We start from the raw sequence: 14,561 nt of genomic DNA on the forward strand, positions 1-14,561 counted from the left end.
CGTCGAATTTTATTCAGCAAGAGCCGCAGACCGTGAATCAACCCAGCCCTTCCCCCGCCACTGACGCCGAGGTACTGGCATACATGCAACGCCAGTTGCGTTCCGGCCGTGTCAAACCCGGTGTGCTGGTCAGCCTGACGCAAAAAACTTTTGCCGATGTCAGCCATGAGCGCATCGTGCAGTGCTTCAACCAACTGGATTCTGCGTTGCTCAAACGCTGAGCCAAGGCGTCCTGTCTGAACCTGCTCAGCAGCGTCTGACTAACGCTTGGGCCCGGCCGACATATTTGATTTAGCCGGCGCTTGCACGTTCCACCCGGCACTGGAAACAGTTGAATTTGGAGCGGATGTGCACGTAGGCCACGCGAGGATCACGGAGAATCTGCTGGCAGGTGTTATGCAGTGCAGCCCCCGGCACCACCTGACCGGTGTCATAGAGAATCCAATCATCACTGTCGTAGCCCCTGATGAGCGCGGGTTCAAGGAACGCAAACCAGGCCGGTAGCTGTGCCTGGTCGTAGTGCTGACAGGGCTCGGTATGCAAAAAGATCGGGCCGGTCTCAGCATAGGGTTGTAACTGGGTAAAGGGACGGTGGGCCAGGACCAGTTTGCTCGCGCCGGGGGTGATCAGGTTCAGGCAGTGTCGGCACGGATTGGCCATCCCCTGCGCCACCCGACGCAACGGCAACTGGCCATTGGCGTCCAGGCTGCCTTGCCAGATACGTTCAGCTTCTTCGCTGCTGATACCGCGAACACGTAGCACCACATCAACTGCGTTATGGAGTGAAGTCATCGCCGAACACCTGTGCATGAGGGGTGTGGCAGACATTAGCCAGTCGCCTTGCCGCCCGCGATGCAGTTCTGGCTTTCAAACTGCGTTGACCGAACACACGGAATAATCACCCAGTAGCGGTATCCGGGCTTGTCTAGCTATGCGCTGGCGATCATCCTTGCGCGGTTGGCCCTGTGTCTGCTGCGTCCACCAGGGCTGCAACTTAAGCCTGTGCCGCCTATCTGATGGGGTGGCACACGGCTGCTTAAGCCAATCGACCTGGCCTTTCGGAGATTCAGATGTCCCGCCCCACCTCACTCAAGCCCCTGCTCGTCCTGATTTGCCTTGCCTGCTTTGCCATGCTCGGCGGTGCCTTGCTGCTGCAACACCTGTTCGGCTGGGAGCCTTGCACCCTGTGCATTCAGATTCGCTTGTGGCTGCTCTGCGGCGGTATTCTGAGCCTGCTGATCCTGCTGCTGGAAGGCATCGGCTTGCACTGGCTGACCTTGCCTTTATGGCCGTTGCTGCTGGCCGCGGCCGGTATGGCGGTATACGACAATAGCCATCTGGTGCTGATTGAAAGCGGAGTGCTGGAAAGCTCCAGCTGCTCGCCCTTCCCGTTCTACGCCTTCTACCTGCCGCTGCATGAATGGCTGCCTGAGGTGTTTATGAGCGCGGGTGTGTGTGGCGAAAACGATCACCGCATTCTCGGGCTGTCGTTCACCTACTGGACGCTGCTGAGTGTGGTGGTGCTGCTGGTGATGAGTCTGCTGGCCAGTTGGCGTGCCATTCGCCGCTGAGTCAGTGGCCTGAGGGGTTGGCGACAGCGGCCAACCCCTCCTTGGATAAGCGGTTTTCTGCCGATATTCGCGTGAAAATGGCGACTTATCGCCACCCACTGTGCGCCTGATCACGCACCTTTTCTCAGCCTCCCTGCCCTCCAGCGTGCCAGCCACTCTGGCATAGGCATTGCGATACAGCCCTGGCATTGCGCAGAGCAATGCAGTGACAGCCTCACCCGCCAGACTGTCGAGACGTTCTCTGGCCGCCGTCACCCCCTCCATAAGAAGAACAGGGACACCGCTATGTTCAAGTCGATCTGCGCCATCGCCGTTGGCAGCTTGCTGCTCGCGTCCACCTCACTGCATGCGGCCAGTGACAACGGGCCGATTGTCATCAAGTTTGCCCATGTGGTGGCAGACAACACGCCCAAAGGCCAGGGTGCACTGCTGTTCAAGAAGCTCGTCGAGGAGCGCCTGGGCGACCAGGTAAAGGTTGAGGTCTACCCCAACTCGAGCTTGTATGGCGATGCCAATGAACTCCAGGCTCTGACCAACAATGACGTGCAGTTGCTGGCCCCGTCGCTGGCCAAGTTCGAGAAATACACCAAGCAGTTGCAGGTGTTCGACCTGCCGTTTCTGTTCGATGACCTGGACGCCGTCAACCGCTTTCAGAAACGAGCCAAGGGGCGTCAGTTGCTGCGTTCCATGGAAGACCACAACATCGTCGGCCTGGCCTATTGGTACAACGGCATGAAGCAGCTTTCGGCAACCAAACCGCTGTTGCTGCCCAGCGATGCAGCCGGTTTGAAGTTTCGCATTCAGCCGTCCAGCGTGCTTGAAGCGCAATTCAACCAACTCGGAGCCACACCACTGGCACTGCCGTTTGCCGAGGTGTTCGAGGCGTTGAAAAGCGGCAAGGTACAGGGCGCGGAAAACCCCTGGTCAAATATCTACAGCAAGCAACTGCATAGCGTGCAGCCGTTTATTACCGAGACCAACCACGGCGTGCTCGACTACATGCTGGTGAGCAATCCACGCTTCTGGTACGCCATCCCACACCAGGTCCGCATGCAGCTGGAAGGCATCATCGATGAAGTGACCTTTGAAGTGAACCGCCAGGCAGAAGCCGCCAACCAGGCTGACCGCGCACGCATTGCCGCGGCCAGCGGCAGCCAGGTGATCACCCTCAATGCCGAGCAACGGGAAGCCTGGCGTCAGGCCATGCAACCGGTCTGGCAGCAGTTCGAAGGGGCGATCGGTGCGGACGTGATGAAGGCCGCGCAAACGGTCAACCGTAAGCGCGACTGAATTCAGGCCTTACTCAGGCACGGCGCTGCCCGGTGGTTGCTGGCGATTGCTGGAAATACGCCAGTAACTGGCCGGGCTGAAGCGCTGCGTCAGTGCCAGCATCAGTACGACGCAAAACAGCATCAGCAGCCAGGTGCTGGCAAAGCTGCCCATGTGCTCACGCAGCCAGCCACCTGCCGCCGGTGCCAGGGCATTGAGCAGAAAACCAATGCCCTGCACGAAGGCCGCCAGTTGCCCGGCAGCACGTGGTTCCTGCAAATGGTCGAGGCTGAGGATCAGGCTCAAGGCAAAACAGGCACCCAGGCCAAAACCGATCAGTGCCACCCACAGCAAGGGCACCTGCTGCGGGTAGAGCAACAGCCCGGCAAAACCCATTAACTGTGCCAACAGGCTGATGCTCAGCAAGCCACGACGCTCACGGGTGCGCTGAGCCAGCGCCGGCATGGCCAGGGCTGCCAGTACCTGAAACAGCGTCATCCAGGCCAACAGCGCCCCGCTGTTCTGGCTGCTCCAGCTCAACTGCTGGTAATAGGCCGGCAGCCAGGCCACCACGGTCATATAGCCGCAGTTGCTTAAACCGAAATACAAGGCCAGTGTCCAGGCGCGCTTATTGCGCACAAATCGCCCCAGGCCTTGATCCACCGCCAGGGCCTGGGCCTCGCGCCAGGGCGTGCGCAGCCATATCAGCAACGCCAACAACGCCGGCAGTGCCCACACCGCAAGGCCCATCTGCCAGTGGCCGGTGCGCTGGGCCAGCTGCGGGCTGAGCCATGCGGCCAGGCCACCACCGCCCATCAAGGCAGCGCTGTACAAGCCCATGGCCATTGCCACCCGCCCGGCAAAACGGCGCTTGATCAAACCAGGCACCAGTACCTGAATCAAGGCAATGCCCAAACCGGCCAGCAGCGCCGTGAGCAAGAGCAGCAGGCTGTGATCGACCACGCCGCGTGCCGCACCGGCCAGCAGGATGCACAGCAGGCCGCAGGCAATGCCCCTGCCCTCGCCCAGGCGCGCTTCGATCTGAGCGCTGAGCAGCGCCACCAGGCCCATGCACACCACTGGCAAGGTAGTCAGCAGGCCCGCCATCTGGAATCCCAGACCGACGCCTGCGCGAATGTCATTGAGCAGCGGGCTGATGGCCGTCAGGCTCGGCCGCAAATTGAGCGCCAGACTGATCACCACCAGCAGCCAGGCCATACTGCGCCAAGCGGATTCGTGTTTATCCATGCTGCGCCTGCCAGCGCTGATACAACCCGCGCATGGCGCTGTGTGGCTGCTGCTCGATACGCAGGGTCTGTTCTGCCAGAGGCCGGCTCAGTTGCTGGTACAACGCGGCCGTGGACAGGCCAAAGGGTTCTGCGTCGGCGTTAGCGGCGGCAAACACCACCCGGCTGATGCCGCACAGGTGCATGGCGCTCAAACACATGGGGCATGGCTGGCCACTGGCATAAATCACGCAGCCATCCAGGCGGTTGCTGCCCAGCAACTCGCTGGCCTGGCGTATGCACAACAACTCGGCATGAGCGCTGGGATCGTGGCGCATGTGCAGCTGATTGCTTGCCGCACTGATCACCTGGCCGTCACGCACCAACACTGCGCCGAAAGGTCGACCGCCCTGGGCCAGGTTGGCAGCAGCCAGGTCAACGGCCTGTTCGAGAAAATCGCGGTCATCGCACATGGCGTACTCATCATCGACTGATCACGGCAGACGATTATCCCGAGCCAGCCAAGTATGCTGAAATTAAATATAAGCATGCTTATCAGTTGATTCAGGAATAGTTTGATGCTCGATCACCAGTTGCTACGCGCTTTTGTTGCCGTGGTCGATTGCGGCAATTTCACCCGCGCGGCTGAACGCCTGCACCTCACCCAATCGACGGTCAGCCAGCAGATACGGCGCCTGGAGGATGACCTTGGCTGCCGTCTACTGGACCGGAGCGCACGGCAGGTGCTGATGACCGCCGAAGGCGAACAATTGTGCAGCTATGCCCACCGTATCCTGGCGCTGCACGATGAGGCCGAAGATGTGCTGCGCCACCAGCAGAGCGAAGGCGTGTTGCGTTTGGGGGTACCAGAGGACTTTGCCGCCGAACGCCTGATGCCGCTGCTCGCCGACTTTGCCGCCACGCAAACCAGCGTGCGCCTGGAAGTCACCAGCGGCCTCAGCCCGGAGTTGCTGCGCCAGTACCGCGACGGTCAGTTCGATGTGCTGCTGAGCAAGCAGATGAACCCCGGCAGCGATTGCCTGGCGGCCTGGGCGGAACCGCTGTGCTGGCTGGACAGCCGACAACAGCCGGCCTTGCAGCGCGAGCCCTTGCCGCTGGTAGTGTTTGCCCCTGGCGGCTTGTATCGCCAGGAAATGATTCAGACCCTGGACATGCAGGGCCGTGCCTGGCGGATCAGTTACGCCAGCAGCAGCCTGGCCAGCGTCTGTGCGGCCGTGGCTGCCGGGCTGGGTATCAGCCTGCTCCCCCGCCGGGTCGTGCAGGCGGAGCACCGGATCATCGACAGCCTGCCGGTGATCGAAGGCCTGCACCTGACGTTATACGCCCGGGCGAACCTCGGCCCGGCCGGCAATGCCCTCAGGGAGCGCCTGTACCGGTTGTGTCAGGAGCAGGCTGGCGCTCAGCCTTAGGCGGCGCGTCCTGTAACGCCTGCTGTTGCCAGCCACCGCCGAGCGCGGCGATCAGTTGCACGCTGGTGGTCAAGCGATTGCCCAGCAGGCTGAGGGTGCTGCGTTCGTTGCTCAGCGCCGTGGCCTGTACATTGACCACGCTGTTGAAGTCCACCGTGCCGGCACGGTACTGGTTTTCGATCAGGCGCAGGGACTCGCGCGCGGCCGACAGGGCTTCCTGCTGCACCACGGCTTCGTCCTGCAGGACGCGCAGTTGCACCAGGTAGTCCTCCACTTCACGGAAGCTGTCGAGCACCGACTGGCGGTATTGCGCCACGGTCTGGTCGTAGACAGCCTCGCTACGCTCCAACTCGGCACTGCGTGCGCCGCCATCGAACAGGGTCAACGCCAGCTGTGGGCCGAGGGACCAGAAACGGTTGGGCAGATCGATCCAGTCGGCAAAGCTGCTGCCACGGTAGCCACCGCTGGCGGAGATACTCAGGTCTGGGTACCAGGCGGCTTCTGCAACACCGATTTCGGCGTTGGCGGCCATCACCCGGCGCTCGGCGGCGGCGACATCCGGACGACGCTCCAGCAGTTGCGACGGCAGCGCCACGGGAATTTCCGGCAACGTCGGCAGTTGTTCACGCACGGCGATACTCAGTTCGCTCGGCGGTACGCCGATCAGCACAGCAATCGCATGCTCCAACTGCGCGCGCTGCCATTTCAGGTCAATTGCCTGGGCCTGAGTGCTTTTCAGCTGAGTCAGGGCCTGGCTGACATCGGATTTCGGCACGATGCCGGCGTTGTACTGGTTTTCCGTCAGTTTCAATGATCGTGCATAGGCGGCGACGGTGGCATCGAGCAGGCGCTGCTGATCATCCAGCACGCGCAGTTGCAGGTAGTTCTGCACCAGTTCGGCCTGCAAGCTGAGCTTGAGTGCGGCCAGGTCGGCGGCGCTGGCCTCGAAACCGGCGCGACTGGACTCCAGCGAGCGGCGCAGCTTGCCCCAGATATCCAGCTCCCAGGTGGCATTCAGGCTCAGGTCATAGCTCTTGCTGACGCCACTGGTACTGCTGTTGGTATTGGTGGTGCCGTTGCCCTGGCTGCTGCGAGTAGCACCGGCGCTGCTCGACAGGCTCGGGTAAAACGCCGCGCGTGCCCCCCGTACCAAAGCGCGGGCCTGGCGATATTGCGCCTCGCTGGCGGCCAGGTTCTGGTTGGAGACATTCAGCCGCTCAACCAGCGCATTCAGCTCGGCATCGCCATACAACTGCCACCAGCTGCTACGCGCCAGCGCATCGCCGGGCTGTGCCTGAGTCCAGCCCTCGATCTGTTTGAACTGCGCCGGGGTTTGCAGCTGTGGGCGCTGATAGTCGGGACCAAGGGTGCAGGCCGTCAGCGCCAGGCTGAGTGCCAGTAGGGTTGGTAAAGGGAAAATGGCTAGGGCTTTCATAAGGCGATGTACCAATCAGGTCGTGCACAAGGCAAATAGGTAGGGTGCGCCGCGCGCACCGATGCGGAAGTCGATCTCTGGTGCGCACAGCGTACCCTACGAAGTGCAGCCGACCCTGCCATACAGTTGCGGTCGTAAACACTCATAACGGAGTATCCAACGCAGCGTCAGTGCGCACACCGCGCCAACGGTTGACCCGGTGGCGCAGGCGGTCGAAGTACAGGTAGATCACCGGTGTGGTGTACAGGGTCAACAGTTGGCTCAGCACCAGCCCGCCGACAATGGTAATACCCAGCGGCTGGCGCATTTCCGAGCCTTCGGCGCTGCCCAGCATCAGTGGCAAGGCACCGAGGATCGCGGCCAGGGTGGTCATCATGATCGGGCGGAAGCGCAGCAGGCAGGCCTGGCGGATCGATTCTTTTGGGCTCATGTGCTGCTGACGCTCCAACTGCAAGGCCAGATCGATCATCAGGATGGCGTTCTTCTTGACGATACCAATCAGCAAGAACAGCCCCAACAACGAGATCAGACTGAATTCGATGCTCATCAGCTGCAACGCCAGCAGTGCGCCGACGCCGGCCGAGGGCAAGGTGGAGAGAATGGTCAGCGGATGCACGTAACTCTCGTAGAGCACGCCAAGGACGATATACACCACCACCAGCGCCATCAGGATCATCCACGGCTGGTTCTGTTGGGTCTGCTGGAAAGCCCCGCCGGTGCCGCCTAGCACGCCCTGCACATCGGTCGGCAGGCCGACCCGAGCAATCGCGGTGTTGATCGCCTGACTGGCTTGATCGAGGCTGACCCCTTCGGCCAGGGCAAAGCCGATGTTTTCCGCAGCAAACTGGCCCTGGTGGTTGACCCGGTCTTCTTCCAGGCTGCGCTCCCAACGGGCAAAGCTGGACAGCGCCACACGCCCGCCATCGGCAGTGATCAGTTGAATCTGATCGAGGGTTTCCGGGTATTGGGCGAACTGCGGGTTGATCTCCATGACCACGCTGTACTGATTGAGGCTGTCATAGATGGTCGACACCTGACGCTGGCTGAAGGCGTTGTTGAGCACCGCAGTGATCATGTTCATGTCCACGCCCAGGCGCTTGGCCACATCACGCTCGACTACCAGGCGGATCTGCTGGGTGCCGTCGGCCTCCTTGGCATCGATATCAGTCAGCTCCGGCAAGGCGCGCAGGGCTTCGCGCACGGGCGGCAGCCACTTGCGCAGCTCGTCGAGATCGCCCGACAGCAGCATGTATTCATTTTCCGAGCTGCGCCCTTCTCGCCCGCCAATCTGCAAGTCCTGGTCCGGCATCAGGAACATGCGCCCACCGGGCACCTTGGGCACCGACTGGCGCAGGCGATTGATCACCTCCTGGGAGCTGGCATTACGCTCGCTGATCGGCTTCAGGCGCACGATCATAAAGGCGTTGCTGATACCGCCACCGCCGCCGATAAACCCGGCCACGCTTTCCACCGCTGGGTCGGCGAGCACCGCGCGGCGGTAGATTTCCAGCTTGGGTTGCATGACCTGGAATGACAGGCCGTCATCACCACGGATAAAACCGATCAGCTGGCCGGTGTCCTGCTGCGGCATAAAGGTCTTCGGCACACTGACAAACAGGAAGATGTTCAGCGCGATGGTTGCCAGCAGGCTGAACAACATCAGCAGGGAATGACGCAGCGCCCAGTCCAGGCTGCGTTGGTAGAACGCCAATACCCGCGTTTGTAGGGCCCCGCCCCAACGCTGCATGGCGCTGGGTTGCTGCTCAATGGCTTCGGCCTTGAGCCAGCGCGCGCAGAGCATCGGCGTCAGGGTCAGCGACACCAGCAGCGAGATGACAATGGCCACGGCCAGGGTCAGGGAGAACTCGCGGAACAGGCGCTCGACGATACCGCCCATAAACAGAATCGAGATAAACACCGCAACCAGCGACAGGTTCATCGCCAGCAGGGTGAAGCCCACCTCGCGCGCGCCCTTGAAGGCCGCCGCCATCGGCGTTTCGCCGGCCTCGATATGCCGCGAGATGTTTTCCAGCACCACGATGGCATCGTCCACCACCAGGCCGGTGGCGATGATCAGCGCCATCAGCGACAGGTTATTCAGGGAAAAATCCAACAGGTACATGACCGCAAAGGTGCCGACCAGGGATACCGGTACCGCCAGCGCCGGAATCAGCGCCGCACGCCAGCGGCCAAGGAAGGCAAACACCACCAGAATCACCAGCACCACGGCAATCAGCAGGGTCTGCTCGGCCTCCTGCAAGGTGGCGCGGATCACCGGCGAGCGGTCCATCGCCACCTCCAGCTCGATGCTGGCGGGAATCACTGCACGCAGAGCCGGCAACTGCTCGCGAATGCCGGCGATGGTTTCGATGATATTGGCCCCGGTCTGGCGGTTGATCACCAGCAGCACCGCTTGCTCATCATTGAAGAAGCCGCTGTTGTAGCGGTCCTCAACACCATCGCTGACCTTGGCCACATCGCCCAGGCGCACCGCCGCGCCATCCTGATAACGAATGATCAGCGGCAGGTAATCGGCGGCTTTTTCCAGTTGATCGCTGGCCTGCACCTGCCAGTGCCGCTGGTCATCCTCCACCGCGCCTTTGGGCCGTTTGGCGTTGGCCGCGCTGATGCTCTGACGCACTTCATCGAGGGCGATGCCGTAGTGATCGAGCAGGCGCGGCTCCAGGGCCACACGCACTGCCGGCAAGGAGCTGCCTCCAATCTGCACTTCACCGACGCCGGTAACCTGAGCGAGCTTTTGCGCCAGGATGGTCGACGCCACGTCGTACAGCTGACCTTTGTTCAGCACGTCACTGGTCAGCGACAGCACCATGATCGGTGCCTGCGACGGGTTGACCTTGCGATAGGTTGGCATGCTGCGCATGCCGCTGGGCAGCAGCTCGCGCGAGGCATTGATGGCCGCCTGCACTTCGCGGGCGGCGGCGTTGATATCGCGATCCAAGTCAAACTGAATCATGATCCGCGTGCTGCCCTGACTACTGCGGCTGTTCATCTGGCTGATGCCGGCAATGGTACCGAGCGAGCGTTCCAGCGGTGTGGCCACGCTGGAAGCCATGATCTGCGGGCTGGCGCCCGGCAGGCTGGCTTGCACGGTGATGGTGGGAAAGTCCATCTGCGGCAACGGTGCCACCGGCAGCAGGCCAAAGCTGACGCCGCCGAGCAGCATGATCGCCAGGCTCAGCAGCAGGGTCGCCACCGGCCGGCGGATAAAGGGTGCAGAGAGATTCATCGACTGACCACAAGCCCGGCCGCGCTACGGCCACTGATGCGGCGCGACAGGCGATCGAAGTACAGGTAGATCACCGGCGTGGTGAACAGCGTGAGGATCTGGCTCAGCAGCAACCCGCCGACCATTACCAGGCCCAGCGGCTGACGCAGCTCAGCGCCGGAGCCGGTGGCGAGCATCAGCGGAATCGCCCCAAACAGCGCGGCCAGGGTGGTCATCAAAATCGGCCTAAAACGCAGCAGCGCCGCCTGGTAGATCGCCGCCTCCGGCTGCATGCCCTGGTTGCGCTCGGCGTCGAGGGCGAAGTCGATCATCATGATCGCGTTCTTTTTGACGATGCCGATCAGCAGGATGATGCCGATGATCGCAATCAACCCCAGCTCGTTACCGCTGAGCAGCAAGGCCAGCAGCGCGCCGACCCCGGCCGACGGCAAGGTGGAGAGAATGGTGATCGGGTGGATATAGCTCTCGTAGAGCACCCCGAGCACGATGTACATGGTGACGATGGCCGCCAGAATCAGCAGCAAGGTGCTCGACAAGGATGCGCGGAAGGCTTCTGCCGCGCCCTGGAAGCGCGTCTGCACTGCCGGCGGAATGCCAATTTCCTGCTCGACCCGCTCGATCACCGCCACCGCTTCACCCAGCGATACACCGCTGGCCAGGTTGAATGACAAGGTGGCGGCCGGGAATTGGCCGATGTGGTTGATCAGCAGGCTGGCGGCGCGCTCCTCAACCTGAGCCAGGGTCGACAGCGCGACCTGCTGACCATCAGCAGCCTTGACGTGAATCTGCCGCAACGCGGCCGGGCCGATGCTGCCGGCATTCTCACTTTCCAGTACGACGCGGTACTGGCTGGCCTGGGTGTAAATGGTGGAAATCTGCCGCTGACCGAAGGCGTCGTACAGCGCGTTGTCGATATCGGCGATGCTGACGCCGAGACGCCCGGCCATATCGCGGTCAATCTGCAGAAACACCTGCAGGCCACGGTTCTGCAGGTCACTGGCCACGTCCGTCAGCTCCGGCTGCTCGCGCAGCGCGCTGACCAGCTTGGGCACCCACTCTTCCAGCAGGCTGATATCCGGCGACTCCAGGCTGAACTGGAACTGCGTACGGCTGACCCGATCCTCGATGGACAGGTCCTGCACCGGTTGCAGGTACAACTCGATGCCAGGAATGCGTGCAAGCTCCGGGCGCAGCCGTTCGATGATCTGGCTAGCGCTGACATCGCGTTCGGCCCGTGGCGTCAGGTTGATCAGCAGGCGGCCGCTATTGAGTGTCGGGTTGTCACCATCGACGCCGATATAGGACGACAGACTGGCCACCGCCGGGTCCTGCAGAATCACTTCGGCCAAGCGCTGCTGACGCTCACTCATGGCGCGGAAGGAGATCGACTGCGGTGCCTCGGAAATGCCCTGGATCACCCCGGTGTCCTGCACTGGGAAAAAGCCCTTGGGCACCGCCAGGTACAGCACCACAGTCAATGCCAGGGTGCCGATGGCCACCAGCAAAGTCAGCGGCTGATGCTTGAGCACCCAGGTCAACCACACGCCGTAAAGGGCGATCATGCCGTCGATCACTGCCCCGGCAGCACGGTAGAAGCGCCCTTCCTCTTCAGGCTTCTCCGCCTTGAGCAGGCGTGCGCACATCATCGGTGTGAGGGTCAGCGACACCACCAGGGAAATCAGAATGGCCACCGCCAGGGTGATGGCGAATTCACGGAACAGCCGCCCCACTACGTCGGCCATAAACAGCAAGGGGATCAGCACCGCAATCAGCGAAATGGTCAGCGACACCAGGGTAAAGCCGATCTGTTTGGCGCCCTTCAGCGCCGCATTCAGCGGCGTTTCGCCTTCTTCCAGATGGCGGGCGATGTTCTCCAGCATGACGATGGCATCGTCCACCACAAAGCCGGTGGCGATGGTCAGGGCCATCAGCGTCAGGTTGTTGATGGTGAAACCGGCCAAGTACATCACCCCGAAGGTGCCGATCAGCGACAGCGGCACGACGATGGACGGGATGATGGTCGCCGAGACCTTGCGCAGAAACAGGAAGGTCACCAGCACCACCAGGGCGATGGCCAGCAGCAGCTCATGCTGCACGCCTTTGACCGCCGCGCGGATGGTTTCGGTACGGTCGGTCAGCACGCTGACTTCGACGCTGGCCGGCAGACCCTGGGTCAGCTGGGGCAACAAAGCCTGAATACTGTCGACCACATCGATGACATTAGCGCCGGGCTGGCGCTGCACATTGACCAGCACCGCTTCACTGCGGTTGGCCCAGGCCGCCAGGCGCTGGTTTTCCGCGCCATCGACGATTTCCGCGACATCCTTGAGGCGCAGCGTGGCGCCGTCCTTGTAGCCGAGAATCAGCTCGCGGTATTCGTCGACGGACTTCAGTTGGTCGTTGGCATCCAGTTGCGACACGCGCGTCGGGCCGTCGAAGTTGCCCTTGGGCTGGTTGACGTTGCTGGCAGTGATCAGCGTGCGCACATCGCTGAGGTTCAAACCATAGGACGCCAGTGCCTCCGGGTTGACCCGCAGACGCACGGCCGGTCGCTGACCGCCGGCCAGGGTCACCAGGCCAACGCCGCTGGTCTGTGCGAGTTTCTGCGCCAGGCGGGTATCGACCAGATCGAACACCTGCGGCAGCGGCATGGTTTTCGAGCTGATGGCCAGGGTCAGCACTGGGGTATCGGCCGGGTTGACCTTGTTGTACACCGGCGGCGCCGGCAAATCGTTGGGCAGCAGGTTGCTTGCGCCATTGATCGCGGCCTGCACCTCCTGCTCGGCGACATCCAGCTTCACCTCCAGGTTGAAGCGCAGGGTAATCACCGATGCACCGCCCGAGCTGGTCGAGGACATCTGTTTCAGCCCGGCCATCTGCCCGAACTGGCGCTCCAGCGGCGCGGTGACCGCACTGGTCATCACATCCGGGCTGGCGCCTGGATACAGGGTCATCACCCGAATGGTCGGGTAATCCACTTCCGGCAGCGCCGAGACGGGCAGCAGGCGGTAGGCGATCAGACCGCTCAAGAAGATCGCCAGCATGATCAGCGTGGTGGCGACCGGGCGCAGGATAAACAGGCGAGAGGCGTTCATTGGACGCGCGGCGCTCCTTTGCGCTCAGGCGTGGCCGGCTCGGTCTGGGCGGCGACCGGTTTGTCCCCAATCACCTCGACCTTGTTGCCGGAGCGCAGGCGATCGGTGCCTTCCAGCACCAGGCGATCACCGGCCTTGAGACCCTGCTCGACCACACTGAGCAGGCCGTCGCTGGCGCCAACGCTGATCGGCGTCAGCTGCACCTTGTCTTCAGCGTCCACCACATAGGCGAAGGTGCCGCTAGCGCCGAATTGCAGCGCGGCGGCCGGCATCAGGGTGACGTTCTGCAGGGTTTTCACCCGTAGGCGCACGTTGACGAACTGGTTGGGGAACAGCAGCTCTTCGGCGTTGGCGAAACGCGCCTTGAGCTTGACCGTGCCGGTGGCGGTGTCGATCAGGTTATCGACGCTCTCCAGTTGGCCTTCGGCCAGCTTGAGTTTCTCGCTGCGATCCCAGGCCTCGACTGCCAGGGTTTCGCCGGTACGCAGCTGCTGCACCACGGCAGGCAGTTCGGCTTCCGGCAAGGTAAAGGTCACGGCGATGGGCAGGGTTTGGGTAATCACCACCAGCGGCAAGGTATCGCCGGAGCCGACTAGGTTGCCCACATCCGCCTGACGGATACCCAAGCGGCCACTGATTGGCGCACGTACCTGGGTGAAGTCGAGGTTGAGCTTTGCAGTGGCGACATTCGCTTGCAGGCTTTTGATCCCGCCACGGTACTGATTGACCAGCGCTTCCTGGGTATCGAGGGTCTGCTTGGCAATCGAGTCTTCGGCATACAGGCCGCGATAGCGCTTTAGGTCCAGCTCGGCGTTGCGCAGCTGCGCCTGACTTTCCTGCAACGCACCCTGGGCCTGTTGCAGGGCAATTTCATAGGGACGAGGGTCGATGACCGCGAGCAGATCGCCGGCCTTGACCTGCTGACCATCCTTGAACAGCAACTTGACCAGTTCGCCATCCACCCGGCCACGCACATTGACCGTGTTATAGGCCGTGACGGTGCCCAGGGCCTTGAGTTCGACCGCAAAGTTGCCCTGGCTGACATCGGCAACCCGTACGGGAACCGGCCCCATATCGCCAAAAGGTCCACGGCGCATCTGTTGCGGTTGCGTCTTGCTGGGCCAGAACCACCAGAGCAGGAGCAGTAGCGCGGCGAGCAGCAGCAGGCCGATCAGCCATTGGCGCGACAGGTTGCGGGGGCGATGGGTGAACTGTGTATCAGGCATGGCAACGATCACTTCCTTGGGGAGCGTGAACGATATTCAGTATCAGCCAGCCTGCAAAG

The 14,561-nt window shown here is 62.2% G+C and carries 11 protein-coding genes; 4 read left to right on the forward strand and 7 right to left on the reverse strand.

The genetic code is table 11. From position 1 onward, the window contains the following. The first annotated feature begins 32 nt into the window (after positions 1-32). On the forward strand, positions 33-221 hold the full coding sequence (locus ACSQ17_RS00055) for a hypothetical protein (RefSeq protein WP_436067061.1): 189 nt from the start codon (positions 33-35) through the stop codon (positions 219-221). 70 nt (positions 222-291) lie between these two features. On the opposite strand, the gene ACSQ17_RS00060 is transcribed toward ACSQ17_RS00055, so the two are convergent. Further along, positions 292-792 (reverse strand): DUF1203 domain-containing protein, encoded by a 501-nt coding sequence (locus tag ACSQ17_RS00060; RefSeq protein ID WP_436067062.1) that lies wholly within the window; start codon positions 790-792, stop codon positions 292-294. A gap of 278 nt (positions 793-1,070) precedes the next feature. On the opposite strand from ACSQ17_RS00060, the gene ACSQ17_RS00065 reads away from it, so the two are divergent. Both ACSQ17_RS00065 and ACSQ17_RS00070 read left to right on the forward strand, forming a co-directional pair. After that, positions 1,071-1,571 carry a disulfide bond formation protein B gene (locus tag ACSQ17_RS00065; RefSeq protein WP_436067063.1) on the forward strand — a complete coding sequence of 167 codons (501 nt, stop codon included), beginning with the start codon at positions 1,071-1,073 and terminating at the stop codon, positions 1,569-1,571. A gap of 285 nt (positions 1,572-1,856) precedes the next feature. Further along, positions 1,857-2,861: a TRAP transporter substrate-binding protein gene (locus tag ACSQ17_RS00070; protein WP_436067064.1), complete on the forward strand. Its 1,005-nt coding sequence runs from the start codon at positions 1,857-1,859 to the stop codon at positions 2,859-2,861. 9 nt (positions 2,862-2,870) lie between these two features. On the opposite strand, the gene ACSQ17_RS00075 is transcribed toward ACSQ17_RS00070, so the two are convergent. Together ACSQ17_RS00075 and ACSQ17_RS00080 are read right to left on the reverse strand one after the other, a co-directional pair. After that, on the reverse strand, positions 2,871-4,088 hold the full coding sequence (locus tag ACSQ17_RS00075; RefSeq protein ID WP_436067065.1) for a CynX/NimT family MFS transporter: 1,218 nt from the start codon (positions 4,086-4,088) through the stop codon (positions 2,871-2,873). Further along, the gene (locus tag ACSQ17_RS00080; protein ID WP_436067066.1) at positions 4,081-4,539 is read right to left on the reverse strand and encodes a nucleoside deaminase; all 459 of its coding nucleotides are present in this window, start codon (positions 4,537-4,539) and stop codon (positions 4,081-4,083) included. Before ACSQ17_RS00080 ends, ACSQ17_RS00075 begins: the two co-directional genes overlap by 8 nt. 105 nt (positions 4,540-4,644) lie before the next feature. Here ACSQ17_RS00080 and ACSQ17_RS00085 point away from each other — a divergent pair, with 105 nt between their 5' ends. Beyond that, a complete protein-coding gene (locus ACSQ17_RS00085) occupies positions 4,645-5,496 on the forward strand; it encodes a LysR family transcriptional regulator (RefSeq protein ID WP_436067067.1) in 852 nt (283 codons plus the stop codon). Here ACSQ17_RS00085 and ACSQ17_RS00090 read toward each other — a convergent pair. The 4 genes from ACSQ17_RS00090 to ACSQ17_RS00105 all read right to left on the reverse strand — a co-directional run bounded on the left by ACSQ17_RS00090 (position 5,444) and on the right by ACSQ17_RS00105 (position 14,502). Next, the gene (locus ACSQ17_RS00090; RefSeq protein ID WP_436067068.1) at positions 5,444-6,931 is read right to left on the reverse strand and encodes an efflux transporter outer membrane subunit; all 1,488 of its coding nucleotides are present in this window, start codon (positions 6,929-6,931) and stop codon (positions 5,444-5,446) included. The genes ACSQ17_RS00085 and ACSQ17_RS00090 overlap by 53 nt on opposite strands. A gap of 142 nt (positions 6,932-7,073) precedes the next feature. Further along, positions 7,074-10,181 (reverse strand): efflux RND transporter permease subunit, encoded by a 3,108-nt coding sequence (locus tag ACSQ17_RS00095; RefSeq protein WP_436067069.1) that lies wholly within the window; start codon positions 10,179-10,181, stop codon positions 7,074-7,076. Further along, positions 10,178-13,276 carry an MdtB/MuxB family multidrug efflux RND transporter permease subunit gene (locus tag ACSQ17_RS00100; RefSeq protein WP_436067070.1) on the reverse strand — a complete coding sequence of 1,033 codons (3,099 nt, stop codon included), beginning with the start codon at positions 13,274-13,276 and terminating at the stop codon, positions 10,178-10,180. Before ACSQ17_RS00100 ends, ACSQ17_RS00095 begins: the two co-directional genes overlap by 4 nt. Further along, positions 13,273-14,502, reverse strand: coding sequence for an MdtA/MuxA family multidrug efflux RND transporter periplasmic adaptor subunit (locus ACSQ17_RS00105; RefSeq protein ID WP_436067071.1), 1,230 nt, complete (start codon positions 14,500-14,502; stop codon positions 13,273-13,275). Before ACSQ17_RS00105 ends, ACSQ17_RS00100 begins: the two co-directional genes overlap by 4 nt. Positions 14,503-14,561: the final 59 nt, after the last annotated feature.

The sequence above is a fragment of the Pseudomonas sp. LjRoot71 genome (genome assembly GCF_964253255.1).
Classification (GTDB): domain Bacteria; phylum Pseudomonadota; class Gammaproteobacteria; order Pseudomonadales; family Pseudomonadaceae; genus Aquipseudomonas.